28 protein-coding genes are annotated in these 26548 nt (G+C 65.2%); 9 read left to right on the top strand and 19 right to left on the bottom strand.

Annotated elements, in window-relative coordinates; all coding sequences use genetic code 11:
• Positions 1-38 precede the first annotated feature (38 nt).
• The 6 genes from shn_RS06690 to shn_RS06665 form a co-directional block, all read right to left on the bottom strand.
• The gene (locus shn_RS06690) at positions 39-569 is read right to left on the bottom strand and encodes a MerR family transcriptional regulator (protein WP_064329715.1); all 531 of its coding nucleotides are present in this window, start codon (positions 567-569) and stop codon (positions 39-41) included.
• A 127-nt stretch (positions 570-696) separates the two neighbouring features.
• On the bottom strand, positions 697-1035 hold the full coding sequence (locus shn_RS06685; protein WP_064329714.1) for an integration host factor subunit alpha: 339 nt from the start codon (positions 1033-1035) through the stop codon (positions 697-699).
• Positions 1036-1259: 224 nt separating this feature from the next.
• Positions 1260-2231 carry a beta-ketoacyl-ACP synthase III gene (locus shn_RS06680; RefSeq protein WP_064329713.1) on the bottom strand — a complete coding sequence of 324 codons (972 nt, stop codon included), beginning with the start codon at positions 2229-2231 and terminating at the stop codon, positions 1260-1262.
• Between the two features lies 1 nt (position 2232).
• On the bottom strand, positions 2233-3291 hold the full coding sequence (gene plsX / locus shn_RS06675) for a phosphate acyltransferase PlsX (RefSeq protein WP_064329712.1): 1059 nt from the start codon (positions 3289-3291) through the stop codon (positions 2233-2235).
• Positions 3292-3408: 117 nt separating this feature from the next.
• Positions 3409-3963: a DUF177 domain-containing protein gene (locus shn_RS06670; protein ID WP_064329711.1), complete on the bottom strand. Its 555-nt coding sequence runs from the start codon at positions 3961-3963 to the stop codon at positions 3409-3411.
• Positions 3964-3984: 21 nt separating this feature from the next.
• Positions 3985-4539 carry a ubiquinol-cytochrome C chaperone family protein gene (locus shn_RS06665; RefSeq protein ID WP_064332477.1) on the bottom strand — a complete coding sequence of 185 codons (555 nt, stop codon included), beginning with the start codon at positions 4537-4539 and terminating at the stop codon, positions 3985-3987.
• Between the two features lie 153 nt (positions 4540-4692).
• Between shn_RS06665 and shn_RS06660 the strand changes: the two genes are divergently transcribed.
• Entirely contained in the window at positions 4693-5172 is a 480-nt protein-coding gene (locus shn_RS06660) for an outer membrane protein assembly factor BamE (protein WP_133033289.1), read from the top strand.
• Positions 5173-5256: 84 nt separating this feature from the next.
• Here shn_RS06660 and shn_RS06655 read toward each other — a convergent pair whose 3' ends face one another.
• The 4 genes from shn_RS06655 to ribH form a co-directional block, all read right to left on the bottom strand.
• Positions 5257-7392: a sodium-translocating pyrophosphatase gene (locus shn_RS06655; RefSeq protein ID WP_064329710.1), complete on the bottom strand. Its 2136-nt coding sequence runs from the start codon at positions 7390-7392 to the stop codon at positions 5257-5259.
• 192 nt (positions 7393-7584) lie between these two features.
• Complete coding sequence (locus shn_RS06650; protein ID WP_064329709.1) at positions 7585-8811, bottom strand: MFS transporter; 1227 nt, start codon at positions 8809-8811, stop codon at positions 7585-7587.
• A gap of 14 nt (positions 8812-8825) precedes the next feature.
• Complete coding sequence (nusB, locus tag shn_RS06645; RefSeq protein ID WP_064329708.1) at positions 8826-9308, bottom strand: transcription antitermination factor NusB; 483 nt, start codon at positions 9306-9308, stop codon at positions 8826-8828.
• Positions 9305-9766, bottom strand: a complete 462-nt coding sequence (gene ribH, locus shn_RS06640; RefSeq protein WP_064329707.1) for a 6,7-dimethyl-8-ribityllumazine synthase — start codon at positions 9764-9766, stop codon at positions 9305-9307. The genes nusB and ribH overlap by 4 nt, the downstream gene beginning before the upstream one ends.
• Before the next feature lie 197 nt (positions 9767-9963).
• Between ribH and shn_RS06635 the strand changes: the two genes are divergently transcribed.
• Positions 9964-10467 carry a cupin domain-containing protein gene (locus tag shn_RS06635; RefSeq protein ID WP_064329706.1) on the top strand — a complete coding sequence of 168 codons (504 nt, stop codon included), beginning with the start codon at positions 9964-9966 and terminating at the stop codon, positions 10465-10467.
• A gap of 6 nt (positions 10468-10473) precedes the next feature.
• Here shn_RS06635 and shn_RS06630 read toward each other — a convergent pair whose 3' ends face one another.
• The 8 genes from shn_RS06630 to shn_RS06595 all read right to left on the bottom strand — a co-directional run bounded on the left by shn_RS06630 (position 10474) and on the right by shn_RS06595 (position 18318).
• Complete coding sequence (locus shn_RS06630; RefSeq protein ID WP_064329705.1) at positions 10474-11610, bottom strand: diguanylate cyclase; 1137 nt, start codon at positions 11608-11610, stop codon at positions 10474-10476.
• A gap of 133 nt (positions 11611-11743) precedes the next feature.
• The gene (locus shn_RS06625) at positions 11744-12361 is read right to left on the bottom strand and encodes a riboflavin synthase (protein ID WP_064329704.1); all 618 of its coding nucleotides are present in this window, start codon (positions 12359-12361) and stop codon (positions 11744-11746) included.
• Complete coding sequence (gene ribD / locus shn_RS06620) at positions 12361-13617, bottom strand: bifunctional diaminohydroxyphosphoribosylaminopyrimidine deaminase/5-amino-6-(5-phosphoribosylamino)uracil reductase RibD (RefSeq protein WP_245337374.1); 1257 nt, start codon at positions 13615-13617, stop codon at positions 12361-12363. Before ribD ends, shn_RS06625 begins: the two co-directional genes overlap by 1 nt.
• A gap of 33 nt (positions 13618-13650) precedes the next feature.
• Positions 13651-14130 carry a transcriptional regulator NrdR gene (gene nrdR / locus shn_RS06615; protein ID WP_064329702.1) on the bottom strand — a complete coding sequence of 160 codons (480 nt, stop codon included), beginning with the start codon at positions 14128-14130 and terminating at the stop codon, positions 13651-13653.
• A gap of 9 nt (positions 14131-14139) precedes the next feature.
• Positions 14140-15438, bottom strand: coding sequence for a serine hydroxymethyltransferase (glyA, locus tag shn_RS06610; RefSeq protein WP_064329701.1), 1299 nt, complete (start codon positions 15436-15438; stop codon positions 14140-14142).
• 191 nt (positions 15439-15629) lie between these two features.
• Positions 15630-16952 (bottom strand): murein L,D-transpeptidase, encoded by a 1323-nt coding sequence (locus shn_RS06605; protein WP_064329700.1) that lies wholly within the window; start codon positions 16950-16952, stop codon positions 15630-15632.
• Between the two features lie 285 nt (positions 16953-17237).
• Complete coding sequence (gene ldtR / locus shn_RS06600; protein ID WP_024270688.1) at positions 17238-17750, bottom strand: transcriptional regulator LdtR; 513 nt, start codon at positions 17748-17750, stop codon at positions 17238-17240.
• A 130-nt stretch (positions 17751-17880) separates the two neighbouring features.
• Positions 17881-18318 (bottom strand): DUF6163 family protein, encoded by a 438-nt coding sequence (locus shn_RS06595; RefSeq protein ID WP_064332475.1) that lies wholly within the window; start codon positions 18316-18318, stop codon positions 17881-17883.
• A gap of 155 nt (positions 18319-18473) precedes the next feature.
• On the opposite strand from shn_RS06595, the gene hemB reads away from it, so the two are divergent.
• From hemB to shn_RS06565, 6 genes are all read left to right on the top strand, one after another.
• Complete coding sequence (gene hemB / locus shn_RS06590; protein WP_064329699.1) at positions 18474-19490, top strand: porphobilinogen synthase; 1017 nt, start codon at positions 18474-18476, stop codon at positions 19488-19490.
• A gap of 234 nt (positions 19491-19724) precedes the next feature.
• The gene (locus tag shn_RS06585) at positions 19725-20189 is read left to right on the top strand and encodes an RDD family protein (RefSeq protein ID WP_064329698.1); all 465 of its coding nucleotides are present in this window, start codon (positions 19725-19727) and stop codon (positions 20187-20189) included.
• A gap of 146 nt (positions 20190-20335) precedes the next feature.
• Complete coding sequence (locus tag shn_RS06580; protein ID WP_064329697.1) at positions 20336-21100, top strand: arginyltransferase; 765 nt, start codon at positions 20336-20338, stop codon at positions 21098-21100.
• Positions 21101-21179: 79 nt separating this feature from the next.
• Positions 21180-22094 carry a DMT family transporter gene (locus shn_RS06575; RefSeq protein ID WP_064329696.1) on the top strand — a complete coding sequence of 305 codons (915 nt, stop codon included), beginning with the start codon at positions 21180-21182 and terminating at the stop codon, positions 22092-22094.
• 51 nt (positions 22095-22145) lie between these two features.
• Positions 22146-22367 (top strand): AbrB/MazE/SpoVT family DNA-binding domain-containing protein, encoded by a 222-nt coding sequence (locus shn_RS06570; RefSeq protein WP_064329695.1) that lies wholly within the window; start codon positions 22146-22148, stop codon positions 22365-22367.
• Positions 22364-22756, top strand: coding sequence for a type II toxin-antitoxin system death-on-curing family toxin (locus tag shn_RS06565; protein WP_064329694.1), 393 nt, complete (start codon positions 22364-22366; stop codon positions 22754-22756). Before shn_RS06570 ends, shn_RS06565 begins: the two co-directional genes overlap by 4 nt.
• Here shn_RS06565 and parC read toward each other — a convergent pair whose 3' ends face one another.
• Positions 22757-25009, bottom strand: a complete 2253-nt coding sequence (gene parC / locus shn_RS06560) for a DNA topoisomerase IV subunit A (protein ID WP_064329693.1) — start codon at positions 25007-25009, stop codon at positions 22757-22759.
• 209 nt (positions 25010-25218) lie between these two features.
• On the opposite strand from parC, the gene shn_RS06555 reads away from it, so the two are divergent.
• On the top strand, positions 25219-26415 hold the full coding sequence (locus tag shn_RS06555; protein WP_064329692.1) for a hypothetical protein: 1197 nt from the start codon (positions 25219-25221) through the stop codon (positions 26413-26415).
• The last annotated feature ends 133 nt before the right edge of the window (positions 26416-26548 follow it).

Raw genomic sequence — 26548 nt, 5'->3', positions numbered from 1 at the left:
GCCGACGACCAGGACGTACCGGGGCGACCGGGAAAGGCTCAGCGCACCTGGTCGAGCAGGCGCTTGCATTCCAGGAGATCGTAGAGCGCCTCCTGCAGGAGCGCGCGGTCTTCCTTGCCGACGCTGGTCTTGCCGATCGAGATTTCCGGCGTTTCGTCACCGCCGCCGACGAAGGAGAAGAAGCGGCGGCTGGCCGGCGCCTTGGCGCGGCCGACGATCTGGTCCTCGTCGCTGCCGGCCTTGGGCGGGGGCGGCTCCTCGTGGCTCGCCGCAGCCAGCGCCTCGACGGTGGCGAGGTCCCCGCTGGCAATGGCGGCGACGAAGCGGTTGCCGTTGACCTTCAGGAGCTTCTGCACGCCCTTGATCGTATAGCCGTGGTCGTAGAGGAGATGACGGATGCCCTTCAGGAGGTCCACGTCCTCGGGCCGATAGTAGCGGCGCCCGCCGCCGCGCTTCATCGGCTTGATCTGCGTGAAACGCGTCTCCCAGAAGCGCAGCACATGCTGCGGCAGGTCGAGATCGTCGGCAACCTCGCTGATGGTGCGGAACGCGTCCGGACTCTTGTCCATTCTACCCTCGATGAAAGCGCGTGGCACGGCAAACGGAGACGTTGCCGAATCGTATTCATTTCAGCGGGTTGCCGGACGATATTCAAGTTTCAAATTGCCGATCCGCCGGCAATCGGCAGAAAAACGCTCAGGAAGCGGGTGACGCCGGCTTCTGTTTCGCCTTGCGCGCGAGATGCGCCTTCAGCACCCGCTGCTTGAGCACGTTGGACGCCTTGAAGGTCATCACCCGGCGCGGTGAGATCGGCACTTCCTCGCCGGTTTTCGGGTTGCGACCGATGCGCTCGTTCTTGTCGCGCACCTGGAAGGTGGCGAAGGAGGAGAGTTTCACGCTCTCACCCCGCACGATGGCATTGCAGATCTCGTCGATCACGGTTTCGACAAGCTCTGCGGATTCGGTCCTCGAAAGGCCGACCTTCCGGAAAACCGATTCGGCCAAATCTGCGCGTGTCACCGTCTTGCCGCTCATCGTTCCTCACCGATATCCCATTGAAAGCCTATGGTTAAGTGGCGGAAGAGTATTGTCCTTGCCCCCGCGGGTCAAGCGGCGCTGCGCCTTGATGCGGGAGAGGCCGTTTCACCCGCCGCCGGCCGGTGTTCCGGCATGGCAAAGGCAGGGCCGGCGCCCGCCCGTTGCCCCGTGTTCCTCTTGTCGGGAAACCGCCTTGCGCGCGGCAAGGCGGCTGGAAGCGCCTACCAGCGCAGCAGCACCGCACCCCAGGTGAAGCCGCCGCCCATGGCCTCCAGCAGCACGAGGTCGCCGTCCTTGATTCGCCCGTCGCTCGCCGCGGCGGCCAGCGCCAGCGGGATCGAGGCGGCAGAGGTGTTGCCGTGCAGGTCGACGGTGACGACGACCTTTTCGAGGGGGATGCCGAGCTTCTTGGCCGAGCCGTCGATGATGCGCTTGTTCGCCTGGTGCGGCACCAGCCAGTCGACGTCCTCGGCGGTGAAGCCGGTGGCATCGAAGGCCGAGACGATCACGTCGGTGATCATGCCGACCGCGTGCTTGAAGACCTCGCGGCCCTCCATGCGCAGATGGCCGACCGTGCCCGTGGTGGACGGGCCGCCATCGACATAAAGCTTCTCGCGGTGCGCGCCGTCGGAGCGCAGTTGCGCCGTCAGGACGCCGCGATCCTGGTTGGTGCCCGCCCCTTCGGCGGCCTCCAGCACGATTGCGCCGGCGCCGTCGCCGAAGAGCACGCAGGTCGTGCGGTCGGTCCAGTCGAGGATGCGCGAGAAGGTTTCCGCGCCGATGACGAGCACGCGTTTTGCAAGGCCGCCGCGGATATAGGCGTCGGCGGTCGTCACCGCATAGACGAAGCCGGAACAGACGGCCTGCACGTCGAAGGCGAAGCCGTGATGCATGCCGAGGCGGTTCTGGATGTTGACGGCGGTCGCCGGAAACGTGTTGTCCGGCGTCGAGGTGGCGACGATGATGACGTCGATATCGGCGGCCGTCAGGCCCGCCTTGTCGAGCGCGGCGCGCGCGGCGCCCTCGCCGAGCGATGCGGTCGTCTCGCCCTCGCCGGCGATGTAGCGCTGGCGGATGCCGGTGCGCTGCACGATCCAGTCGTCGGACGTGTCGACCATGCTTTCCAGCTCGGCATTGGTGAGCACCCGTTTCGGAAGCGCCGTCCCGAAACCGCGGACCACTGAACGAATCATTCTATACCTCGTCGCTCATGCCCTGGGCGGCCCCTTCGACGGGGCGGCCGGCATGGTACTTCTGCAAATCTCTTTCGATCTTGTCCTTGAGGCCGTTGCGGGCCATGTCGTAGCCGACATCGACAGCCGCGGCGAAGCCCTCGGCGTCCGTGCCGCCATGGCTCTTGATGACGATGCCGTTGAGGCCGAGGAACACGCCGCCGTTCACCTTGCGCGGGTCCATCTTCTCGCGCACCCGGTCGAAGGCGCTCTTGGCGAGGATATAGCCGAGCTTGGCCATCCAGGTGCGCGACATCGCCGCGCGCAAGTATTCGGCGATCTGCCGCGCCGTGCCTTCCGCCGCCTTCAGCGCAATGTTGCCGGCAAAACCTTCCGTGACCACCACATCCACCGTACCGCGACCGATATCGTCGCCTTCGACGAAGCCGTAATAGTCAATCGTGTCGAAATTGGCCTCGCGGATGAGCTGGCCGGCGGCCTTCACCTCCTCCTGGCCCTTGATCTCCTCCACGCCGACATTGAGCAGGCCCAGCGTCGGCTTGTCGATCCCGAACAGCGCGCGCGCCATGGCGCCGCCCATCAGCGCGAAGTCGAAGAGCTGGTTCGCATCCGCGCCGATCGTCGCGCCGATATCGAGCACGATGCTCTCGCCCTTGAGGGTCGGCCAGATGCCGGCGATCGCCGGGCGTTCGATATTGGCCATCATGCGCAGGCAGAACTTCGACATGGCCATCAGCGCGCCGGTATTGCCGGCGGAGACGGCGACGTCGGCCTCGTTCTTGGCGACGGCGTCGATCGCCTGCCACATGGAGGACTTGCCGCGGCCGCGGCGCAAGGCCTGGCTCGGCTTCTCGTCCATGGCGACGGCGACGTCGCAATGGTTGAAGGTGCTGGCGGCCTTCAGTTTCGGATGCTGCGCCAGGAGCGGCTCGCATTCGGCGGCATTGCCAAAAAGCACGAAACGGATGTCGGGATGGCGCTCGAGAGCCTTGGCTGCGCCCGGGATAGCGACCTTGGGGCCGAAATCGCCACCCATGACGTCGACGGAAATTCTGACCACGCGTGTCTTGCCTTAATTCTTGTTTTCCAGGGGCAGAGGGCTGCCGCGGCGGAATTCGGTCAAAATACCGCTTTTCGCCGGGGGCACAACTGAATTATCGGGCGTTTCAGGAGCCGTTCAGTCTTTTTTCCAGTCCTTCAGAACGGCAAAAGGCGACGGTTTTTTGTCATCCTTGCCGGTGCTCTCGATATGGCCGGAAAAGTCCACGCCGGACTTGCGCGGATAGGGATCGATGGCGAGCGCGACATGTTCGGCCGCGACCACGCCGGCATCGACCGTATCGCCCGTGAAGATCTCCGGCGCATCCGGCCCGTCGGGATCGAGCAGCATCTCGCCGGTCTCGCTGGCAGCCGGAAGCCGCGCCAGCTTGGACCCTTCCGGCACGAAGACCACCTCGACCGGCTCGTCGATATGCGCCGCGACGGGATCGAGCGTGACGACGCAGGCCTGCACGATATCCGCCGTGACGCGGCCCTTGAGGCGCACGCCGTCGCGCTTCCAGCGCTGGAGCTGGAAGGTGGCGGAAAGCGCCCTCACCTCCAGCACGGACCAGAGTTTCGCAAGGCCCGCGCGCTCCTCGGCATCGGCGCTGATCGTCACCTCGACCGGATTGGCGGAAATGTGCCCCACCTTGACCGGGTAGGAGAACGGCGTTTCGTCGTCTGTCTTCATTCTTTTCCCTTTGGGCCGCCCTCAGGCGGCGTGTCCTTGCCGGTCCGGCTCCACCACGCCCAGCGCACCGATCCTGATCTCGTCTTCGCCGACGGCCATCATCGCCTTTTCAGCCGCGAAGAGATAGAGGGCCAGCCCCGTCATGGACGGCGCGCCCTCGCCCGCATCCGGATGGATGTTGCGCCGGAGCGCGGCGGCAAGGGCTTCATGGTCGCCGGAATCGAGCGCCGCGGCGTAGGATTCCAGCCGGCCGTAGAACATGCCGGCGAACTTCTTCATGCGCTTGGGCACGCCGACATCGCCGACGCCGAGCTCGCGAATCGAATGATCGACATCCTCGAAGAAGGCGTCGACGATCTCCTGGGCGATCTCCTGGCCGGACGTGCCGCTTGCGCGGGTGCGGCGGAAGTAAAGGATCAGCATTGCCGAGAGCATCTCGAAACGGCCGATTACCGTGTCGGGAACATCAAGCACTTCATAGAGATAGGGATGCCGTGCCGCCTTCGTCAGCGTCGCGTACTGCTTTTCGACGATGCGTCGGTTGCCGTTTTTTTTGCCGAACAGGCCGAAAATCATCATAAAGCCTAGTTTTGCCCGATTCAAACCATGGAGCCGTCGCAAGTCATGTTGCATGACGGTCGAAGCTGGTTTACCGAAGCAGGCATGAATTGCAATGGCTGCGCGGCCATCACAGTCCCGGGGATGCTGTTGAAGAGAGATGCTCTGAACATGAAGCTGTTGCGTAACGCCGCCATTGCCATCGCGCTTTCCTCGTCCGTTCTCGCAGGCTGCCAGGGTCCCGGCGAAGTGCTGCACCAGGGCTATGTCGTCGATCAGGAAACGCTGGCGCTGGCGCCGGTCGGCTCCTCGCGCGAACAGGTCCTGCTCTCGCTCGGCTCGCCGTCGGCGACCGCGACCTTCGACAACGAGGTCTTCTACTACGTCTCGCAGAAGCGCAGCCGCCCCGTCGCCTTCATGAAGCCGAAGGTCGTCGATCAGAGCGTGCTTGCCATCTATTTCGACAAGGACGGCGTGGTCGAGCGCCTCGCGCACTACACGCTGAAGGATGGCCGGGTCTTCGACATGATCTCCCGCGTCACGCCGACCGGCGGCATCGAGCTCACCTTCCTCGGCCAGCTTCTGCGCGGCACCGGCGGTGCGCCGGGCGCGGCGATCCAGAACATCTTCGGCGGCGGCGGCCCGAAATAAGGCGCCTCGGCCGGTCCCGGAATCAGGAAACCGCGGGGATCGCTCCCCGCGGTTTCTTTTTGGTCCCCGAACGGGCGGTGCCGGTCAGGCGAGAATGGCCAGCAGCAGGAGCGCCACGATATTGGTGATCTTGATCGCCGGGTTGACCGCCGGGCCTGCCGTGTCCTTGTAGGGGTCGCCCACGGTGTCGCCGGTGACGGAGGCCTTGTGGGCTTCCGATCCCTTCAGGTGGCGGGTGCCGTCCTTGTCGACGAAGCCGTCCTCGAAGCTCTTCTTGGCATTGTCCCAGGCCCCGCCACCGGAGGTCATGGAGATCGCCACGAAGAGGCCGTTGACGATGACGCCGAGCAGCGAGGCGCCGAGCGCCGCGAAGGCCGAGGCCTTGGAGCCGGAGATGAGCAGCACGCCGAAATAGACGACGAGCGGCGCCAGCACCGGCAGCAGCGAGGGCACGACCATCTCGCGGATCGCCGCCTTGGTGAGGATGTCCACCGCGCGCCCGTAATCCGGCCGCTCGGTGCCCGCCATGATGCCCGGCTTCTCGCGGAACTGCCGGCGCACCTCCTCGACGATCGAGCCGGCCGCACGGCCGACGGCCGTCATGGCGATACCGCCGAAGAGATAGGGGATGAGGCCGCCGAAGATCAGACCGGCCACGACATAGGGGTTGGAGAGGTCGAAGGAGATCGTACCGATGTCGGCGAAATAGGGATACCTGTCCCCGTTCGCGGCAAAGTAGGCAAGGTCGTTCGAATAGGCGGCGAAGAGCACCAGCGCGCCGAGACCGGCAGAACCGATCGCATAGCCCTTGGTGACGGCCTTCGTCGTGTTGCCGACCGCATCGAGCGCGTCGGTCGACTTGCGCACTTCCGGCGGCAGGTGCGACATCTCGGCGATGCCGCCGGCATTGTCGGTGACCGGGCCGAAGGCATCGAGCGCCACGATCATGCCGGCAATGCCGAGCATGGCGGTGACGGCGATGCCGGTGCCGAACAGGCCGGCGAGCTGGTAGGTCGCGATGATGCCGCCGACGATGACGATGGCCGGCAGTGCGGTCGATTCCAGCGAGACCGCGAGGCCCTGGATGACGTTCGTGCCGTGGCCGGTGACGGAGGCCTGCGCGATGGAGTTCACCGGGCGCTTGTTGGTGCCCGTGTAGTACTCCGTGATCACCACGATGAGCGCCGTCACCACGAGGCCGAGAAGGCCGCAGATGAACAGGTTCGTGCCGGTGATCTCCATGCCCGCGACCGTGCCGATGGCGCCCCAGCCGATGGTGAGCGACGTGGCGGCGGCAAGGCCGACGATCGACAGCAGGCCCGTCACGATGAGCCCCCTGTAGAGCGCGCCCATGATGGAACCGTTCGAGCCGAGCTTGACGAAGAAGGCGCCGACGATCGAGGTGATGATGCAGGCGCCGCAGATCGCCAGCGGATAGACCATCACGCTGGACAGAACCGGCGTGCCGGCAAAGAAGATCGCCGCGAGGACCATGGTGGCGACGACGGTCACCGCATAGGTCTCGAAGAGGTCGGCGGCCATGCCGGCGCAGTCGCCGACATTGTCGCCCACATTGTCGGCGATGGTCGCCGGGTTGCGCGGGTCGTCTTCGGGAATGCCGGCTTCCACCTTGCCGACGAGGTCGCCGCCGACATCCGCACCCTTGGTGAAGATGCCGCCGCCGAGACGGGCGAAGATGGAGATCAGCGAGGCGCCGAAGCCGAGCGCGACGAGCGCGTCGATGACCTCACGCGAGGCCGGCTCCTGACCGAGCAGGCCGGTGAGGACCCAGTAATAGATCGACACGCCGAGCAGCGCGAGGCCGGCGACAAGCATGCCGGTGATCGCGCCCGACTTGAAGGCGATGTCGAGGCCGGAGGACAGGCTGATGGATGCGGCCTGCGCCGTGCGCACATTGGCGCGGACGGACACGTGCATGCCGATGAAACCGGCGGCACCCGAGAGCACGGCGCCGATCAGGAACCCGATGGCAGCCGTGGCGGAAATCAGCAGCCAGGTGCCGACGAAGACGACGACCCCGACGATGGCAATGGTCTTGTACTGCCGGGTGAGATAGGCCTGCGCCCCTTCCCGGATATAACCTGCAATTTCCTGCATGCGGGCATTCCCCTGGTCGGCGGCAAGCACCGACCGTGTCGCCCAGATGGCATAGACCACCGAGAGCAACCCGCATGCGATAACGCCCAACAATATGGTCATTTCGCTCTGTCCTCCTTGGAGGCCGCAGGGTCCTCTCCCCGCAGCCGATATGCGCCCGCTCCCGCTTGCCTCCTCACAAGACTGGAGCCGGCGCGCGGCCAGAGTGCGTTTGCGAATCGGTTGCGTCAAGCCGCCGCACTGCGGCAAGCGGTGCGCTGCGCTGGATTTTTCGACGTCGGTCGCCCGGCGGGCTCAGGCCGCCGCGCGGCGGCTGCGCAAAAGCAGGAGGAGAACGAGCACGAGGCTCACCCCTGTTATCGGCCAGAACAGCAGGTTGATCGTCTGCCAGCCATAGGCGTTGAACACCTTGCCGGAGGAGAAGGAGGCGAGCGCCACCGTGCCGAAGAGGATGATGTCGTGGAACCCCTGCACCTTGTCGGCCTCGTGCGGCTTGTAGCTGGAGGCGACGATGGCGGTGGCGCCGATGAAGCCGAAGTTCCAGCCGACGCCGAGCAGGATCAGCGCGCCCCAGAAATTCCACAGCGCGATGCCGGCATGGGCGACCGCCGCGCAGGCCATGAGGATGAGGAGGCCGGCGGCGACCACCCTTTCCGTGCCGAAGCGCTGGATCAGCATGCCCGTGAAGAAGCTCGGCGCGAACATGGCGAGCACATGCCACTGGATGCCGAGCGTCGCCAGCTCCGGCGAGAAGCCGCAGCCGATGACCATGGCGAGCGGCGCGCCGGTCATCATGAAGGTCATCAGGGCGTAGGAGGAGATGCCGCAGATCATGCCCGTCATGAACCGCTGGGTCAGCACGATCTCGCCGAGCGGCCGCGTCGCCTCGCCCTTTGCCACGGCCGCCGCCTTGTGGTCCGGCAGGCGCAGGAACAGGAAGAGGCCGATCGCGGCAAGGCAGAGCGGCGCAAGCGCCACGAAGGCGCCGGCAAACAGCACCGGCTCGAACAGGTCCTTGGTGAGGATGACCACCTGGGGGCCGAGCACGGCGGAGATGACGCCGCCGGCGAGAATCCAGGAAATGGCGCGCGGCTTGTAGAAGGACGGCGAGGCATCGGCCGCCGCAAAGCGGATCTTCTGGGCAAAGCCGCTGGAAATGCCGACAAGCACGAAGCCGACGGCGAAGAGCCAGAAATCGCCGCGGAACAGCGCGATGGCGGCGATGAGCCCGCCGCCTGCGCCGACGAGCGACCCGACGATGAAGCCGTAGGTGCGGCCGAGCATGCGGGCCGCGATGGCGACGAGCACGGCGCCGAGCGCTACGCCGACATTGAAGCCGGTCAGCGGCGCGGTGGCGAGCGACTTGTCCGCGCCGAGCAGGTTGTAGCCGGCAAGCCCGCCGACGGAGAAGACGATCGGCCCGGCCGAGGCGAGCAAGGCCTGCGCGATCGTCAGGAGAAAGACATTGCGGCGCGCGGCCGAAAGTTCCCGTTCAAGACCTTCGACCGTACCCGTGCTCATGTCACCCTGCCAACCTACTTGCGTGTGTCCGGCCGAAGCTGCTTGGCGATGCGGTCGAGCACCGCATTCACCAGCTTCGGCTCCTCGTCCTCGAAGAACGCCTTGGCGATCTCGACATATTCCGTGACGATCACGGCGACCGGCACGTCCCTGCGCTCCTTCAATTCGAAGGTACCGGCGCGCAGGATGGCGCGCACGGTGGAATCGAGCCGGGACAGCGCCCAGTCGTCCTGCAGCGCCGCGCCGATCATCGGATCGAGCAGGCGCTGGTCGCGCACGACGCCCGAGACGATGGAGCGGAACCAGGAGGCGTCCGCCTTCAGGTAGGTGTCGCCGTCCAGTTCCTGGCCGAGACGATGCGCCTCGTATTCGGCGACGATCTCCAGGACGCCGGTGCCGCCGATATCCATCTGGTAGAGCGCCTGCACGGCGGCAAGGCGCGCCGCGCCGCGCTGGTTGGCCGGCTTCACCGGCTGCTTGTCCCTGTCCGTCGTCACTGTTCGCCGCCCAGTTTCTTCTTCAGATCGATCATGGTGAGTGCCGCGCGGGCCGCAAAGCCACCCTTGTCGCCTTCCGAACGGCGGGCACGCGCCCAGCCCTGCGCGTCGTTCTCGACGGTCAGGATGCCGTTGCCGATCGCCAGGCCCTCGCTGACGGACAGATCCATCAGGGCACGGCTCGATTCGTTGGCGACGATGTCGAAATGGTAGGTCTCGCCGCGGATGACCATGCCGAGCGCGACGAAGCCGTCATACCAGGTGCCGCCGTTTTCCATGCCGTCGAGGGCCATGGAGATGGCGGCGGGGATTTCGAGCGCGCCCATGACGGTCACGATGTCGTAGGTGGCGCCGGCCGCATCGAGCGCATGCTTGGCGCCGTCGAGCATCGCATCGGCCATGTCATCGTAGAAGCGCGCCTCGACGATGAGGAGATGGGGATTATCGGTGTCGGCCATGATTCACCTGAAAATTGGAGGCAGGCCACGCATCAGCGGGCAGAGGCGGCGGTCAAACCACGACGGACGCAGCTTGGCAAGCATTTTCCACCCCCTGCGGCGATTTCGGCGCCCCGCCAGGAGCCGCATCGCGCGAACGGGATTGACACGAATGGAACAAAATGTGAACATTACACCAACAGCCGGAGGAGACATGAATGGATGCGCAGAAACCGCCGATCATCAACCTTGCCGGGCTGGCACTGGAGCACTGGACGCAGGGCACGCTCTACGAATCCCGCGACGCGTCGTTCGGCGCCCGCCTCGGCCTGAAGGATCTCGGCATCGGCTATGGCGAAGTTCCCCCCGGCAAGGCGGGCTGCCCCTTCCACAGCCACCATGTCGAGGACGAACTCTTCGTCATCCTGGAGGGGCACGGCACCTACCGCTATGGCAGCGAGCGGCATCTCGTCGGCCCCGGCGACGTGCTGGGCGCGCCGGCCGGCGGGCCGGAGACGGCGCACCAGATCCTCAACACCGGCACCGTGCCGCTGAAATATCTTTCCATTTCGTCCATGGCCGCGACGGAGATCTGCGAATACCCGGATTCGGCAAAATTCCTCGCCAAGACGCGCCTTGCCGCCGGCGGGCGGACCGAGTTTCGCACCATCGGCCGCGCGGGCGGGACCGTCGACTACTGGGAAGGCGAGCCCGGCGCCTGAAGCCGCTCAGGCCGCGAGCGACACGCGGTTGCGGCCGTTGCGCTTGGACATGTAGAGCGCCTTGTCGGCATTGCTGAGGAGGCAATCGAAGCTGGTGCCGTTTTCGCCGGCAAAGGCGATGCCGGCGCTGACGGTGCAGGAGATCGACCGGCTGCTTATCGGGATGAGCTTGGCGGCGAAATCCTCGCGGACGCGCTCGGCGATGCGCTGGGCGCGGTCCGGCGGGGTCCGCTCCAGGACAACGATGAACTCTTCGCCGCCGAGACGGGCGAGGCAGGCGGCCGTGCCGCAGGAATCCCGCAGGACATCGGCGAAGACCATGAGCACGGCGTCGCCCGCCGCATGGCCGTACCGGTCGTTGACCGCCTTAAAATTGTCGAGGTCGAAGGCGATCGCCGCCTGGTGTTCTCCGACGGGAAACGCCCCGTAGCGGTCGAAAAGCGCCCGGCGGTTGAGCAGGCCGGTCAGCGCATCGGTCATGGCCGCGTGCCGGTGATTGCCGGCGACGCGCCACTGGTTGAGCGCGAGCGACATGGCGCCAATGCCGGTAATGCCCATGATCGCCGCGATCAGGTTGAGGTTTTCCGCCCAGTTGTCCGGCGCATGTCCCATCACCCACCGGCCGTCATGGAGGAGCACGCCGGCGCAGAGCAGGAAAGAGGCGGCGGTCAGCAGGTAGAGGACGACGATGCCGGTCAGCGGCAGCGGCGCCTCCGCACGGCCCCGCCAGTATTCCCGGGCCGTCGCGGCGAGGCAGCCGGCGATGAGCAGGTTGAGCGCGATGAAGGCGATGCCGTCATAACCGGCCGCCAGCGGCGGGAGCGCGATGGCAAGGCAGGCCACGAACACGACGGCGATGCGCCGGCGCGCGCGCTTGCCGGAACGGAAGCGATAGGCCGCGCCGTAGATGAAGGCGAAGCCGAGGAACTGCAGCATGAAGGCAAGGCACCCGATCGCGACGCCCGCCTGATCGATATAGAGACTGTAGACCGCCACCGCCGGCACGATGCAGCCGATGCCGATGGACCAGGAGAGCAGGAAGCGCTCGACGCGGGCGGACATCCACGAGGCGAACAGCGTGGCCGACAGGCAGAAGCCCGCGAGCCCGATCGCCAGCAGAAGGGTTTGGTAGTCAGGCGCCATGCGGCAGCGGTCTCCAGCGGTCCGATGCGCGCACACTAGGGAGCAAGAGGTATCGATATCGTTACTTCAAAGAGGCCCCACGCATGTCGGATCGTGCCAATCCGCGACGCTCGCCGCGCGTGTCACGCCGCCGTCACGCCTTCGGGGCCGGGAACTCCGCAAGCCGCGCCGCATAGCGCGCCATGGTGTCGACCTCGAAATTGACGAAATCGCCCGCCTTGCGCTCGCCCCAGGTGGTGACTTCGAGCGTGTGGCGAATGAGGAGGACGTCGAAGACGGCGCCATCGACGGCGTTGACGGTCAGCGACGTGCCGTCGAGCGCGACCGAGCCCTTCGGCGCAACGAAACGTTCCAGGCCCTCGGGCGCGCGGATGCGGAAGCGCGTCGCGTCGCCCTCGGCCTCGACGGAGAGGATTTCCGCCCTGCCGTCGACATGGCCGGAGACGATATGGCCGCCGAGTTCGTCACCGATCTTCAGCGAGCGTTCGAGATTGATGCGGGTTCCGGCCGTCCAGCCGGCGATGGTCGTCAGCCGCAGGGCCTCTTCCCAGGCCTCGACCTCGAACCAGCGGTCATTCGAGCCCGCCTCGGGCAGCGCCGTGACGGTGAGGCAGGTGCCCGAATGGGCGATGGAGGCGCCCATGTCGATGGTGGCGGGGTCATAGGCCGTGCGCACGCGCAGGCGAACCCCCTCGTTCATGGGCTCGACCTTCTCGACCGTTCCGATATCCGTGACAATGCCGGTAAACATCAATCGTCTCTTTCGTATTCGTGCAAAACATCCGTGCCGTGGCGCGCCGTGCGGCGGAGCGAAAAGCCATCCGGCATGCGCCCGGACACACATGGGGATGCGACCCCGTCCTTGCCAATGGTGCCGGCACCCTCGAACAACAGGATGCGATCGACGAGACCGGCATCGAGGAAGGATCGTGCCGCCCGCGCGCCGCCTTCGACGAGCAGCGAGGAAATGCCGCGCGTCGCCAGCGCCATCAGGAGATCGTCGAGCCGGCGCGGGTCGCAGGTCACGATCTCGACGCCGGCGGCTTCGAGGGCCTGGGCGCGGGCGCTTCGGGTATCGGAGGCCGTGCCATCCATACCCCCCTCTGGCCTGCCGGCCATCTCCCCCTCAAGGGGGGAGATCGGATGGCAGCCTGATCCCCGCACTCCGGCATCCGCATCGCCTGCCGCGCCGGCATCCGATGTGGAAAGCGGCGTTTCCTCCTCGATCTCCCCCCTTGAGGGGGAGATGGCCGGCAGGCCAGAGGGGGGTAGCTCCGCCCCTTTCGTCGTCACCACGATGACCGGCACATCCTTTGCGGTCCGCGCCAGCTTCGAGGCCGGCGACAGTTCGAGCCGCGGGTCGAGCACGATGCGCACCGGCGAGCGGGTTTCCAGCCCCGGCAGGCGGCAGGTCAGTTCCGGATCGTCGGCGAGCGCCGTGCCGATGCCGACAAGGATCGCGTCCGTCTCGGCGCGCAGCACATGCACCTGCCCGCGCGAGACCGGCCCGGTGATCGCCACCTGGCCCGCGCCCAGCCGGCCGAGCATGCCATCGGCGGAAACGGCAAGCTTGAGAGTCACATAGGGCCGCTTCTTCGTCTGGCGGGTAAGATAGGCGGCAAGTGCTTCGCGGCCCTCCGCCTCCAGCACGCCCGTCTCGACGACGATGCCGGCATCGCGGAGCATCCCGAGCCCCCTGCCCGCCACGCGCTCGTCCGGGTCCGTCACCGACACGACGACGCGCGCAACGCCGGCGGCGATCAGCGCATCGGCGCAGGGCGGCGTCTTGCCGTGATGCGAGCAGGGTTCGAGCGTCACATAGGCCGTCGCGCCACGCGCGGCTTCGCCCGCTTCGGCCAGCGCCTGCGTCTCCGCATGCGGCCGGCCGCCGGGGGCGGTCACGGCCGCGCCGAGGACCACGCCGTCCTTGACGATCAGGCAGGCGACGGAGGGGTTGGTGGCGGTCAGGCCGAGATGGCGGCGGCAGAGGCGGATCGCCGCTGCCATGAAGCGTGCGTCATCTGTCGCCGCGCCGGACATCTAGCCTTCGGCGCCCGGATCCCGGGCGATCTTGGCAGCGACCTCGGAAAGGATCTTCTCGAAATCATCGACATGGGAGAAGTCGCGGTAGACCGAGGCGTAGCGCACGAAGCCGACGTCATCCAGCGCCTTCAGCGCCTCCAGCACCTGGAGGCCGATCTCTTCGGACGAGATTTCCGTCTCGCCGGAGCTTTCGAGGCGGCGGACGATCCCTGAGACCGCGCGTTCGATGCGGTCCCGGTCGACGGGCCGCTTGCGAAGCGCGATCTCGAAGGATTTCAAGAGCTTGTCGCGATCGAAGGGGGCCTTGCGGCCCGTCTTCTTGACGACCATCAGCTCGCGAAGCTGCACCCGCTCGAAGGTCGTGAAGCGACCGCCGCAATCCGGGCAGATGCGCCGGCGGCGAATGGCGGCCCCGTCCTCTGCCGGACGGGAATCCTTCACCTGCGTATCTTCCGAACCGCAATAGGGGCAGCGCATGCCGGCTCCTTACATGTAGGGGTACATCGGGAAGCGGTTCGTCAGCGCGACGACCTTCTCCCGCACGGCGGCTTCAACGGCGGCATTGCCCTCGTCGGAATTGGCGACCTTCAGGCCGTCGAGGACTTCGACGATCAGGCTGCCGATTTCCTTGAACTCTTCCTCCTTGAAGCCGCGGGTCGTGCCGGCCGGCGTGCCGAGGCGGACGCCCGAGGTGACGAAGGGCTTTTCGGGGTCGAACGGGATGCCGTTCTTGTTGCAGGTGACGTAGGCGCGGCCGAGCGCGGCTTCCGCGCGCTTGCCGGTCGCGTTCTTCTTGCGCAGGTCGACGAGCATCAGGTGGTTGTCGGTGCCGCCCGAGACGATGTCGAGGCCGCCGGCCTTCAGCGTCTCGGCGAGCGCCTTGGCGTTCTTGACGATCTGCGCGGCGTAGTCCTTGAACTCCGGCTGCAGCGCCTCGCCGAAGGCGACGGCCTTGGCGGCGATGATGTGCATCAGTGGGCCGCCCTGCAGGCCCGGGAAGACGGCCGAGTTGATCTTCTTGGCGATGTCCTCGTCGTTCGTCAGCACGATGCCGCCGCGCGGGCCGCGCAGCGACTTGTGCGTGGTGGTCGTCGCGACATGGCAATGCGGGAAGGGCGACGGGTGCTGGCCACCGGCGACGAGGCCGGCGATATGCGCCATGTCGACCATGAGGTAGGCACCGACTTCATCGGCGATCTCGCGGAAACGCTTCCAGTCCCAGATGCGGGAATAGGCGGTGCCGCCGGCGATGATGAGCTTCGGCTTGTTCTTGCGCGCCTTCTCGGCGACGTCGTCCATGTCGAGCAGGTGGTCTTCTTCCCGCACGCCGTAGGAGACGACGTTGAACCACTTGCCGGACATGTTGACCGGCGAACCGTGCGTCAGGTGGCCGCCCGAATTGAGATCGAGGCCCATGAAGGTGTCGCCCGGCTGGAGCAGCGCCAGGAAGACGGCCTGGTTCATCTGCGAGCCGGAATTCGGCTGGACGTTGGCGAAATTGACGCCGAACAGCTTTTTCGCGCGCTCGATGGCGAGTTCCTCTGCGATATCGACGAACTGGCAGCCGCCGTAATAGCGCTTGCCCGGATAGCCCTCGGCATACTTGTTCGTCATGATCGAGCCCTGGGCTTCGAGCACGGCGCGCGAAACGATGTTTTCCGAAGCGATCAGTTCGATCTCATGGCGCTGGCGACCGAGTTCCTTCTGGATCGAGCCGAAAATCTCCGGATCGGTATCGGCAAGGGAACGCGTGAAGAAAACGTCGGTAGCGGAAGAATTGCTCATCCTCGGGGCTCCTTAAGGGTGGTGGCACGGTGTTTAACGTCCTCGCATGGCAAGGGCAATATCCGCTCCACGGTTTGCGCCATTTCCCCGCGTGTTATGCGATAAAAACGACAAGCGCAGAAAGCCCGAAAAGAAAAAGGCCCCGCATTCCAACGGGAAGCGGGGCCTCGCAAAAAGTCCGATAAATTGCCTTATTGCGGCAGCAGGTCGCTGTCGACGGCCTGGCCGCCTTCCTGGTTGTAGTTCGTCTGGAGGGCGAGTTCGGTGGCGCCGTCCTTCTGGTAGATGTCGTCGCGGAACTGCACGACGCGGTCCTTGGCGGACCAGGCGGTGATGTAGGTGAAGAAAACAGGCACTTCCTCCGCCAGCTTGATCGGCGTGTTGACGCCGCTCTTGATCGTCGCTTCCATCTGCGAGCGCGACCAGCCGGGCGTGTCCTTCAGCAGCCAGACCGAGAGGTCGCGTACGTTCTGAACGCGCACGCAGCCCGACGATTCGAAGCGCATCAGCTTGTTGAACAGGCCCTGCTGCGGCGTATCGTGCATGTAGACTTGGTGCTCGTTGTGGAAGTTGATCTTCGTCGAGGACATGGCGTTGATCTTGCCCGGGTCCTGGCGGAACATCAGGTTCGGCGCCTTTTCGGCGTTCCAGTCGACGGTTTCCGGCGAGACTTCGCCGCCATTGCCGTCGAAGAGGCGGATCGAGTTGCGCGCCAGATAGGTCGGGTCCTTGCGCATCAGCGGCATGATGTCCTTCTGGATGATCGAGCGCGGCGCGGTCCAGTAGGGGTTGAGGATCACTTCGTAGATCTTGGAATTCAGCACCGGCGACTGGCGGTCGATCTTGCCGACGATGGCGGTGTGGCGCGAGGCGACGCGGCCGTTCTCGACAGCCTCGATATAGGCGGCCGGGATGTTGACCATGACATAGCGGCGGCCGAGGTCGCCGGACATCGCCTGGAGGCGCACGAGGTTGGTCTGGAGCTGGCCGAGACGGGTGACGGCCGGGACGTTCAGCGCCTTCAGCGTGTATTCGCCGACGGCACCGTCGGACGGCAGGCCGTGGCGGGCCTGGAAGCGCTTTACCGCGCCGTCCACGTAGGAATCGAAGGCGCCGTTCGTGCCGGCGGAGCGCGGCAGGTCGCCGGAAATGATGAGGCGCTGGCGAAGCTGCTGCACGGCCGGGTCGGAGACGCCCATTTCCAGCTTCTGCTGGGTGTTGACCGTCGGCCAGCCGCCGCTTGAAACGATGTTCTGGTAGTCGTTGATCGCCTGCTGGAGGGAACCGGTCGTGCCCGAGCCGAAGATCGGATTGTTGGAGACGACGGCGGTGGCGGTGCGCGATGCCTCGGCGTCGAACTGGTCGTCCCAGTTGCCGCGGCGCGGAGCATTGAGGATGTCGTCGAGCGCCGTCTGGGCCAGCGTCGGGCCGGCCACGGCGGCGGCGCCGAAGGTTGCGGCAGAGCGCAGGAATGCGCGGCGCGAGAACACATCAAATCCGGTTTTGCGAGACATCTATCCTACCATCTCCTGAGCGCCGCTGACGGCGGCAAGGTGCACGCGGCATGGCGACCCATGGGGCCATACCCGATGCAGCTATCACGAACAGGGTTAACAAACGCAAACCGGCCCTGCCGCCCGCGCATACCTTAGCCCAGCGTCCGGGTCTCACAGCAATATGGCCAATTCGTGTCTCGGGGGGCGTGGCCGGCCACAAGCGCCGGCACGCAAACGGAAAAGCCGGACGCGCAGGGGACGCGGCCGGCTTTTATGGAGGAGGTCGGAAAAGGCGCGCCGGCCTTACAGGCGGTAGAGGATCGAGTCGTTCCAGAAGCGATCGAGGCGCTGGAGCAGCTTGTTCATCTGGTTGAACTCGCCTTCGCCGATGCCGCCGACCTTCTGGATCGAGCCGATATGGCGCTCGTAGAGCTTTGCGACGGTTTCGGCGATCTCCTGGCCGCTTTCCGTCAGGCTGATGCGGACGGAACGGCGGTCGATGCGCGAGCGCTGGTGGTTGATGAAGCCGAGGTCGACCAGCTTCTTGACGTTGTAGGAGACGTTCGAGCCGAGATAGTAGCCGCGCGAGCGCAGTTCGCCGGCGGTCAGCTCGGAATTGCCGATGTTGAAGAGGAGCAGCGCCTGGACGGCGTTGACATCCGAGCGACCGGCGCGGTCGAACTCGTCCTTGATCACATCGAGCAGGCGACGGTGCAGGCGCTCGACGAGGTGGAGGGATTCCAGATAGAGGTTGCGGATCGCGTCTTCCTGCGGATCGACGACGGGGGCCTGCTGCGGCTTCATCTTGGTGTTCATGGTTACTGCCTCACTGTTTTGTTTGGCGGTGTGGTTTGTTTTCCCGCCTTGAGTGAGAACCTAACGAATGCATCTAAAATTCTACTTAAACCGCAGCCTTAACAGCGCCTTACCGGAAGGCGACCCTGTCTCAGGGTGAATCAGTCCTTACCGTGCGGGCCTGCCGGCGGCGCTGGACGAAGAGCGCGATGCGGAAAAGAACGAAGACAAGCGCAATGGCGCCGTGGGCGAAGACCAGCAGCCGGTTGACGCCGAAGGTCGAAGGATAGACCTCGTGCATGGCGATCTCGGTGGCGGCCGCGATGAGCCAGATCACCGGCCCCCAGGAGACGAGAAGCCAGAGGCCGACGGCCGCGACGGGGAACAATACGGCAAGCGCCGTATAGGCCGCCTTCCAGGCCGGTGGCAGCAGGTCGAACCGCCCCTGCCCGCCGAAGGAGAAGCCCGTCAGCATCGCCCAGTACTGCAGCGCGAACCACAGCGAGCCTACCGCCACCAGCCGCAGGAACAGCACGAACAGCGTTTCGGTCAGGCTGGGCCTCGGGCCCTTCGCAGAATCAGCAACCATGGCGCGGACAGTAAGGGCAAGGCCGGCCGGCATAAAGCCCGTAACCGCGATCATGCACGGCCATATGCCGCATGCCCCCGTATCGCTGGCGATTTGATTGGCGCATGCAGCATGATAAGGAGGCGAAAAACGGATCCACGCAAGGAAATGGCATCATGACCGGGAGCAGGAACATCGTCGACGAGATCACCGGCCACCGCCGCATGCGGCGCAACCGGAAGGCCGACTGGACGCGCCGGCTCGTGCAGGAAAACCGCCTGACGGTCGACGATCTCATCTGGCCGGTCTTCGTGGTGCCGGGCGAGAACGTCGTCGATCCCGTCGCCGCCATGCCCGGCGTCAACCGCATGAGCGTCGACAGATTGGTGGAAGCGGCGAAGGAAGCGGCCGACCTCGGCATTCCCGCCATCGCCACCTTCCCGAACATCGAGATGCACCTGCGCGACGAGACCGGCTCGAACAGCCTTGCGGCCGACAACCTCATCAACGAAGCGACGCGCGCCATCAAGAAGGCCGTGCCTGGCATCGGCGTCATCACCGATGTCGCGCTCGATCCCTTCACCAGCCATGGCCATGACGGCGTGCTGCGCGGCGACGTCATCGCCAACGACGAGACGGTCGAGCTGGTGGCGCGGGCCGCCGTCGTCCAGGCCGATGCCGGCTCCGATATCATCGCGCCCTCCGAAATGATGGACGGCCGCATCGGCGTCATCCGCCAGGCGCTCGACGCCGCGGGCCACCAGAATGTCGGCATCATGTCCTATGCGACGAAGTTCGCCTCCGCCTTCTACGGCCCCTATCGCGACGCGATCGGCACCGGCGGCCTGCTGAAGGGCGACAAGAAGACCTATTACATCGATCCGGCCAACGGCACGGAGGCGATCCGCGATGCGGCGCTCGACGTGGAGGAAGGCGCCGACATGCTGATGGTCAAGCCGGGCCTGCCCTATCTCGATATCTGTTGGCGCATGAAGGAAGCCTTCGGGCTGCCGGTCTTCGCCTACCAGGTTTCCGGCGAATACAGCCAGATCAAGGCCGCCGCGATGAACGGCTGGATCGACGGCGAGCGCGTGATGCTGGAGACCCTGCTGGCGTTCAAGCGCGCCGGGTGCGATGGCATCCTGACCTATTTCGCGATGGACGTGGCGCGGCATCTTGACCGCAAGGGCTGACCCCGGCAGCAAAGCCGTATCTGCCCCTCACCCTAACCCTCTCCCCGCAAGCGGGGAGAGGGGACGTGCCTCATGCACGGTTTTAGTCGGGGAAACCGGCACGGCATATCTCCTTCGCCCCGCTTGCGGGGCGAAGGTGGCCGGCAGGCCGGATGAGGGGCATATGCCCTTTACCGTTGTTTTCCCCCAAAGCGTCCCCATATGACAGGCATGTTCCATTCGGGAGACAGGCAGATGAGCGCTGATTTCAACGAAACGCGGGTTCCGACGACGGATTGGCAGGCCTATCGCGGCGTGCTGTCACGCCGGATCTTTGCGTTTCTGATCGACTATGCGATCGTCGCCCTGCTCTGGATCCCGGCCGCCGTCGTGGTGTTCTTCCTCGGCATCCTGACGCTCGGCCTCGGCTTCTTCCTCTATCCGGCGCTCTTCGCCATCGTCGCCATGCTCTATTTCGGCCTGACGATGGGCGGCCCGAGCCAGGCGAGCGCCGGCATGAACGTGATGGGCCTTGCGCTTGCCCGCGTGGATGGCAGGCCGGTCGATTTCCTGACGGCGATCGTGCATCTCGTGCTGTTCTGGATCGGCAATGCGCTGCTGACGCCGTTCATCGTGCTCGTCGGCCTCTTCACCGATCGCGGCCGCCTGCTGCACGACCTGCTGCTCGGCACGGTGATGGTGCGCCGCGACCGCTATTGAGAAAGACGAGGGACACCCTGCCTTGCATGATCCGTTGCGCCGGCCGATTCCGGCCTGAAGGGTCATGCGCCAGTTGACCTTTTTTTGAACTAGGCCATGGTATTGGCATAGAAGTGTCACACAGCGACGGAGTCGCCCCACGGCCGATGAATACGCAGGCAGCATCCTCTCCGCAATTCTATCTCACCGCGCCGGCGGCCTGTCCCTATCTACCGCAGGAGATGGAGAGGAAGGTGTTTACCCATCTGGTGGGCGAGCGCGCGCCGGAGCTGAACGACCTCCTGACGCAGGGCGGCTTCCGCCGCTCGCAGAACATCGCCTATAGACCCGCCTGCGAGACCTGCCGCGCCTGCATCTCCGTCCGCATCCTCGTCAACGAGTTCGAACCGCGCCGTTCCATGCGCAAGGTGCTGGCCGCCAATGCCGATCTCATCTCGCACGAATACCCGGCCGAGCCCTCCAGCGAACAATATTCCCTCTTCCGCCACTATCTCGACGCCCGCCACCAGAAAGGCGGCATGTCCGACATGTCGGTGCTCGACTATGCGATGATGGTGGAGGACACCCATGTGCACACAAAGATCATCGAATACCGCCTGCGCGAGGAAGGCTCGGGCCTCAAGGAGCGTCCGCAGGGCGAACTGCTGGCGGTGGCGCTGACCGACCGCATGGGCGATGGCCTCTCCATGGTCTATTCCTTCTACAATCCCGACGTGACGGACCGCTCCCTCGGCACCTTCATGATCCTCGACCACATCCGCCGCGCGAAAATGCTCGGCCTGCCGCATGTCTATCTCGGCTACTGGGTCAAGGGATCGCGCAAAATGGACTACAAGACAAAGTTCTTGCCGCAGGAGCACCTGATGCCGCGCGGCTGGGAACGCTATAACGACGAGGCCAACGCCACCTGAAACGGTTTTGGCAAAGTCCGATTCGCCCGAACCGCCCCAGCATATTGCATTCATTTCCAGCTTCTGATCCGGTCCCGCCGTGCCTTCCACAAGCGATCCCGCCCTTCACCGCAAGGGCCTTCTCATCACCGCCATCGGCGGCCTTGCCCTCTCCTTCGACATTCCGCTGATCCGCTCTGCCGGCGGCGACGTCTGGTCGATGGTCGCCGTGCGGAACATATCGGTGTTCGTGATGGCGATCGCCCTCTGGGCCTGCCTGAATTTCGTCCTGCACCGCAGGACGGTGCTCGTTCCCGGCCGCATCGGCCTGCTGATCGGCCTGTGCTACGGCATCAACGGGCTGACATTCATGCTGGCGGTGTTCAACACGACGACGGCCAATGTCGTCTTCATCCTCGCCTTCACCTCGATGTTCGCCGCGATCCTCTCCTGGATCTTCCTCGGCGAGCGCCCTGGCAACGCCACGCTCCTCACCATGGCCGCCATGGTCGCGGGCGTGCTCCTGATCGTGCATGACGGGCTGTCGAGCGGAAACCTCTTCGGCGACGCCATGGCCGCCTGCTCGGCGCTGCTCCTGGCGATCTCCCTGACGCTGAGCCGCAGGAGCGGCGCCGACATGGGTTTCGTACCGCTCGTCGCCGCCGTGCTGTCGGGCGTCATGGCGCTGTTCTTCCTGCCGCCCGGTGGCCTTTCGATCGCCGAACCCGTCTACATCCTCCTCAACGGCCTCGTGCTCCTGCCCCTCGCCTTCTGGTGCCTTGCCACCGGGCCCCGATATCTTTCCGCTCCGGAAGTCGGCATGTTCTACCTCGTGGAAACGGTGCTCGCCCCCATCTGGGTCTGGATCGTCTTTGCCGAAACGCCCACCACCCAGACCCTGATCGGCGGCTCGATCCTCATCCTCGCGCTGCTTGCGCACTCGCTGTGGCAGATGCGCTCGAAAGCCCGCGCTGCCAACGAGGACGTGGCGGCGGAATTCCCGTTCACGGGGTGAATTGAAGTTTGGGATGCCTTATGTTATAACTCAGTTATAACGAGGTGCGCTATGAACGTCACGATCCGCAAAATCGGCAATTCCGAAGGCGTCATCATCCCGAAGGACGTGCTTGATCGTATGGGCGTCAAGGCTGGCGATGAACTGACCCTTACGGAAGAGGATGGCAAGATCAAGCTGGTTCCGCAAAATGCCGACCTTGCGGAACAGTTGAAGGCCGCCCGTCTGGGCATGGAGAAATATCGCGTGGCCCTGCGCGAACTCGCCAAATGAGCGACATCAAATGGCTTTCGCGCCAGGCCGTCGAGATCATGCATGACGAGCAGCTTCGCGAGCATGGCGGGCTGGCTGGCCTCAAGGACGAAAACGCCCTGGAAGCCGCGCTGGCCCGCCCGCTCAACAAGGCTGCGTACGGTGAGCCCGACATCTTTGAGCTCGCCGCCGCCTATCTTTACGGCATCGTACGGAACCACCCGTTTTCGGACGGGAACAAGCGAACCGGCTTCCTCGCCGCGTTCTCATTCCTGATACTGAACGGCTTTCTGATCGAAGCATCGCAGGCCGATGTCATCGCGTTCGTCCTCGCCGTCGCCGCCGGCGAGATCGACGAGGAGGGCGCGACGCGCTTCCTTCGCGACGTCAGCGTCCCCTACTCCGGCTGATCAGCCGCTGAACTTGCCGCTGCGCGGAAACCCCTTCGGAACGGTGCGGCCGGCGCTGGCACGGTCGCCCATCCATTCGGTGAGTTCGTCCTTGCTGCGCACGAAGTTGCGGCCGGCGCTGTCGTCCCAGGTGAGGCCGTCGGCGATGGCGAAGCAGCGCAGGTCCGAGACGCCGCCGTCCTTGTAGCGCTGCAGGCGCACGCCCTTGCCGCGCGACATTTCCGGCAATTGCGCCAGCGGGAAGACCAGCATCTTGCGGTTCTCGCCGACGACGGCGACATGGTCGCCGCGCACCGGCACCACCAGCTTGGCCTCGTCCGGCATGCCGACATTCATCACCTGCTTGCCCTTGCGGGTGTTGGCGACCATCTCGGTTTCCGCGACCACGAATCCGTTGCCGGCCTGCGAGGCGACGATGACCTTGCGCGCGGCATCGTGCACGAAGGCGGTCAGCACGTCCTGGTCGTTTTCCATGTCGACCATGATGCGCAGCGGCTCGCCATGGCCGCGGCCGCCCGGCAGCTTGTCGGCGCCGAGCGTGAAGACCTTGCCGCCCGTCGTCATGATCAGCACCTTGTCGGTCGTCTGCGCCGGGAAGGCTACCTTCAGCGCGTCGCCCTCCTTGAACTGGAGGCCGGACGTATCGGCGATATGGCCCTTTAGCGCGCGGATCCAGCCCTTTTCCGAGATGACGACCGTGACCGGCTCCTTCTCGATCATCGCCTGCTGGATGGCCTCGACATCGGCCTCGGGCGCGCTGGCGAACTGGGTGCGGCGGCGGCCGATCTCGGTGGCCTTCGCGAACTTCTTGCGGACCTCGCCGATTTCCCAGGCGACGGTCTGCCATTGCTTTTCATCGGACGCCAGCAGCGCCTCGATCTCCGCCTTTTCCTTCGACAGGTTGTCGAACTCGGTGCGGATCTCGAATTCCTCCAGCTTGCGCAGCGAACGCAGGCGCATGTTGAGGATCGCCTCGGCCTGCACGTCGGTGAGCGAGAAGGCCTCCATCAGGGAAGTCTTCGGCTCGTCCTCCTCGCGGATGATACGGATCACCTCGTCGAGGTTGAGATAGGCGATGAGGTAGCCGCCGAGGATTTCCAGGCGGCGGTCGATGGCCGCGAGCCGGTGCCGCGAGCGGCGCTGCAGCACTTCGCGCCGATGCGCGAGCCACTCGACCAGCACGTCCTTGAGACCCATGACGCGCGGCACGCGGCCCATCGAGAGCACGTTCATGTTGAGCGGAATGCGGCTTTCCAGCTCGGAGAGCTTGAAGAGCGACTCCATCAGGATCGTCGGATCGACGGTGCGGCTCTTCGGCACCAGCACGATGCGCACGTCTTCCGCCGATTCGTCGCGGATGTCTTCGAGCAACGGCAGCTTGCGGGCGATGAGCAGCTCGGCGATCTTCTCGATCAGCCGCGACTTCTGCACCTGATAGGGGATTTCGGTGACGACGATCTGGTAGCCGCCGCGGCCGAGGTCTTCCGTCTGCCACTTGGAACGCACGCGAAAACCGCCGCGGCCCGTCTTGTAGGCCTCGATGATGCTCTCGCGGCTGTCGATGATGATGCCGCCGGTCGGGAGATCGGGCCCAAGCACGAATTCGGTGAGCTTTTCGACATCGGCGTCCGGATGGCGGATGAGGTGCAGCGCGGCATCGCACAGTTCATGCACGTTGTGCGAGGGAATGGACGTCGCCATGCCGACGGCGATGCCGGAGGACCCGTTCGCAAGCAGGTTCGGGAAGGCGCCGGGCAGGACGACCGGCTCCTCGTCCTCCTCGTTGTAGGTCGGGCGGAAGTCGACGGCGTCCTGGTCGATGCCTTCGAGCAGGAGCGTCGCGACCTCGGTCATGCGCGCTTCGGTGTATCGGTAGGCGGCGGCGTTGTCGCCGTCGATATTGCCGAAGTTCCCCTGCCCGTCGACGATCGGATAGCGCTGCGAGAAATCCTGCGCGAGGCGCACCAGCGCGTCGTAGACCGACTGGTCGCCGTGCGGATGGAACTTGCCGATGACGTCGCCGACGATGCGCGCGCATTTCTTGAAGGAGGAGTTGGACCGGAGGCCCATTTCGCTCATCGCATGGATGATGCGGCGGTGCACCGGCTTCAGGCCGTCGCGTACATCCGGCAGCGCGCGCTGCGTGATGGTCGAGAGCGCATAGGCAAGGTAGCGCTCTTCCAGCGCCGCCTTCAGGTCGACCGGCTGAATGTTGTCGTCTCCGCCATCCGGCGGCAAAGTGTTCTGTCCCATGGGACTTGACTAGCCCTCCTGCCGATTCGCGGCAAGGAAACCGGGCGATCGGCCTGTGGATAGCGCTTTGTAAAGGCTGTTTCCGAAATCCGGCCGGCGCCTGAGATTTCCATGGAAAGTTCCGGCGGCCCGAATATAGTCGCCGCGCCGCACGTATATGAGCGGTAACGGCAAGGCAGCCGTCCAAAAATCCAGAAAGAGAGCCTACAATGATGCGCACCTCCCATTTCCGCACCCTTCTCGCCGGCGCCGCGCTCGCCTCCCTGGCAAGCCCCGCTTTCGCGCTCGACGGCGCGGATCTGCTCGCCAAGCTGAACGCCACCTATGCCACGAGCGGCGTGACGATCAGCTCGTCGAACGTCGCCACCGACGGCTCCACCGTTACGCTGGAAAATGCCGAACTGAAGGCCACCGGCGCCGAGGCCCCGGTCAAGCTCGGCACCATCACCATGGACGGCGTCGAGGAAGACGGTGACGGCGGCTACACCGTCGAGACGGTCTCGTTCCAGGACATCAACGTCACCGAAGCGGATGCCACCGTCTCGGCCAAGGACATCGCGATCAACGGCGTCATCATTCCCGGCACGGTCGTTCCCGGCACGCTGGAATCGCTGCTGATGTACGAATCGGCCACCGCCGGCCCGGTCTCCGTCACCTCCAAGGGCAAGGAAGTCTTCTCCATGTCCGGCATGGAGGCGAACATCACGCGCATGGACGGCGATGCCGGCCTCGAATTCGACGCCACGCTCTCCGACCTCAAGGCCGACCTCACCTCGGTCGAAGACCCGAAGGCCAAGGACACGCTCGCCAAGCTCAACCTGCAGACGCTGGAAGGAAAGGTTTCCATGTCCGGTAGCTGGGAGCTCGCCAGCGGCAAGCTCGCCGTCGACGAATACGCCTTCGACTTCAAGGATGTCGGCCGCCTCAACCTGGCGCTGGAATTCTCCGGCTACACGCTCGACTTCCTGAAGGGCATGCAGGAGGCCATCAAGGCTGCCGAGGCCAACCCGAACAAGGAAGAGGCCAACGCCGCCATGGGCATGTCCATGATGGGCCTCGTGCAGCAGTTGACCTTCAACAGCGCCTCCATCTCCTTCGAAGACGCCTCGATCACCAGGAAGCTGCTCGACTATGCCGGCAGCGAACAGGGCGTTTCCGGCGACCAGATGGCCCAGTCGCTGAAGGGCCTGGTGCCGATCATGATCGCCCAGCTCAACATGCCCGATCTGCAGAACCAGATCGCCGAAGCCGTCAACACCTATCTCGACGACCCCAAGAGCATCACGATCAGCGCCGAGCCGAAGGACCCGGTGCCCTTCCCGATGATCATGGGCGCCGCCATGGGCGCACCGCAGACCATCCCGCAGGTGCTCGGCGTCACCATCACGGCCAACGACGAGATGTAAGACCTTCGGCTTTTGCCGGATTTAGGGGAGCCCGGAGCATCGCTCCGGGCTTTTTTGCTTGTAAGCTTTTTTGCTGACAAACCTCTCGCCACCCACTGTCGTCATCCTCGGCCCCCGAGCCGAGGATCCAAGC

It is taken from the genome of Shinella sp. HZN7, from assembly GCF_001652565.1.
In the GTDB taxonomy this organism is placed as follows: Bacteria; Pseudomonadota; Alphaproteobacteria; order Rhizobiales; family Rhizobiaceae; genus Shinella; species Shinella granuli.
Note: the sequence above shows the minus strand (reverse complement) of the source record. Positions and strands in the feature narration are given on the sequence as shown.

Excerpts from the sequence above, each read along its gene's own strand:
- ribD (WP_245337374.1), bottom strand. The coding sequence starts at position 13,617 with ATGGCAGCGGCGATCCGCCTCTGCCGCCGCCATCTCGGCCTGACCGCC.
- shn_RS06585 (WP_064329698.1), top strand. The coding sequence starts at position 19,725 with ATGAGCGCTGATTTCAACGAAACGCGGGTTCCGACGACGGATTGGCAG.
- shn_RS06670 (WP_064329711.1), bottom strand. The coding sequence starts at position 3,963 with ATGAAGACAGACGACGAAACGCCGTTCTCCTACCCGGTCAAGGTGGGG.
- shn_RS06635 (WP_064329706.1), top strand. The coding sequence starts at position 9,964 with ATGGATGCGCAGAAACCGCCGATCATCAACCTTGCCGGGCTGGCACTG.
- shn_RS06655 (WP_064329710.1), bottom strand. The coding sequence starts at position 7,392 with ATGACCATATTGTTGGGCGTTATCGCATGCGGGTTGCTCTCGGTGGTC.
- shn_RS06680 (WP_064329713.1), bottom strand. The coding sequence starts at position 2,231 with ATGATTCGTTCAGTGGTCCGCGGTTTCGGGACGGCGCTTCCGAAACGG.
- nrdR (WP_064329702.1), bottom strand. The coding sequence starts at position 14,130 with ATGCGCTGCCCCTATTGCGGTTCGGAAGATACGCAGGTGAAGGATTCC.
- shn_RS06625 (WP_064329704.1), bottom strand. The coding sequence starts at position 12,361 with ATGTTTACCGGCATTGTCACGGATATCGGAACGGTCGAGAAGGTCGAG.
- shn_RS06580 (WP_064329697.1), top strand. The coding sequence starts at position 20,336 with ATGAATACGCAGGCAGCATCCTCTCCGCAATTCTATCTCACCGCGCCG.
- ribH (WP_064329707.1), bottom strand. The coding sequence starts at position 9,766 with ATGGCCGACACCGATAATCCCCATCTCCTCATCGTCGAGGCGCGCTTC.
- shn_RS06595 (WP_064332475.1), bottom strand. The coding sequence starts at position 18,318 with ATGGTTGCTGATTCTGCGAAGGGCCCGAGGCCCAGCCTGACCGAAACG.
- hemB (WP_064329699.1), top strand. The coding sequence starts at position 18,474 with ATGACCGGGAGCAGGAACATCGTCGACGAGATCACCGGCCACCGCCGC.
- parC (WP_064329693.1), bottom strand. The coding sequence starts at position 25,009 with ATGGGACAGAACACTTTGCCGCCGGATGGCGGAGACGACAACATTCAG.
- shn_RS06565 (WP_064329694.1), top strand. The coding sequence starts at position 22,364 with ATGAGCGACATCAAATGGCTTTCGCGCCAGGCCGTCGAGATCATGCAT.
- shn_RS06660 (WP_133033289.1), top strand. The coding sequence starts at position 4,693 with ATGAAGCTGTTGCGTAACGCCGCCATTGCCATCGCGCTTTCCTCGTCC.
- shn_RS06690 (WP_064329715.1), bottom strand. The coding sequence starts at position 569 with ATGGACAAGAGTCCGGACGCGTTCCGCACCATCAGCGAGGTTGCCGAC.
- ldtR (WP_024270688.1), bottom strand. The coding sequence starts at position 17,750 with ATGAACACCAAGATGAAGCCGCAGCAGGCCCCCGTCGTCGATCCGCAG.
- shn_RS06685 (WP_064329714.1), bottom strand. The coding sequence starts at position 1,035 with ATGAGCGGCAAGACGGTGACACGCGCAGATTTGGCCGAATCGGTTTTC.
- glyA (WP_064329701.1), bottom strand. The coding sequence starts at position 15,438 with ATGAGCAATTCTTCCGCTACCGACGTTTTCTTCACGCGTTCCCTTGCC.
- shn_RS06605 (WP_064329700.1), bottom strand. The coding sequence starts at position 16,952 with ATGTCTCGCAAAACCGGATTTGATGTGTTCTCGCGCCGCGCATTCCTG.
- shn_RS06665 (WP_064332477.1), bottom strand. The coding sequence starts at position 4,539 with ATGATTTTCGGCCTGTTCGGCAAAAAAAACGGCAACCGACGCATCGTC.
- shn_RS06650 (WP_064329709.1), bottom strand. The coding sequence starts at position 8,811 with ATGAGCACGGGTACGGTCGAAGGTCTTGAACGGGAACTTTCGGCCGCG.
- shn_RS06570 (WP_064329695.1), top strand. The coding sequence starts at position 22,146 with ATGAACGTCACGATCCGCAAAATCGGCAATTCCGAAGGCGTCATCATC.
- shn_RS06630 (WP_064329705.1), bottom strand. The coding sequence starts at position 11,610 with ATGGCGCCTGACTACCAAACCCTTCTGCTGGCGATCGGGCTCGCGGGC.
- shn_RS06555 (WP_064329692.1), top strand. The coding sequence starts at position 25,219 with ATGATGCGCACCTCCCATTTCCGCACCCTTCTCGCCGGCGCCGCGCTC.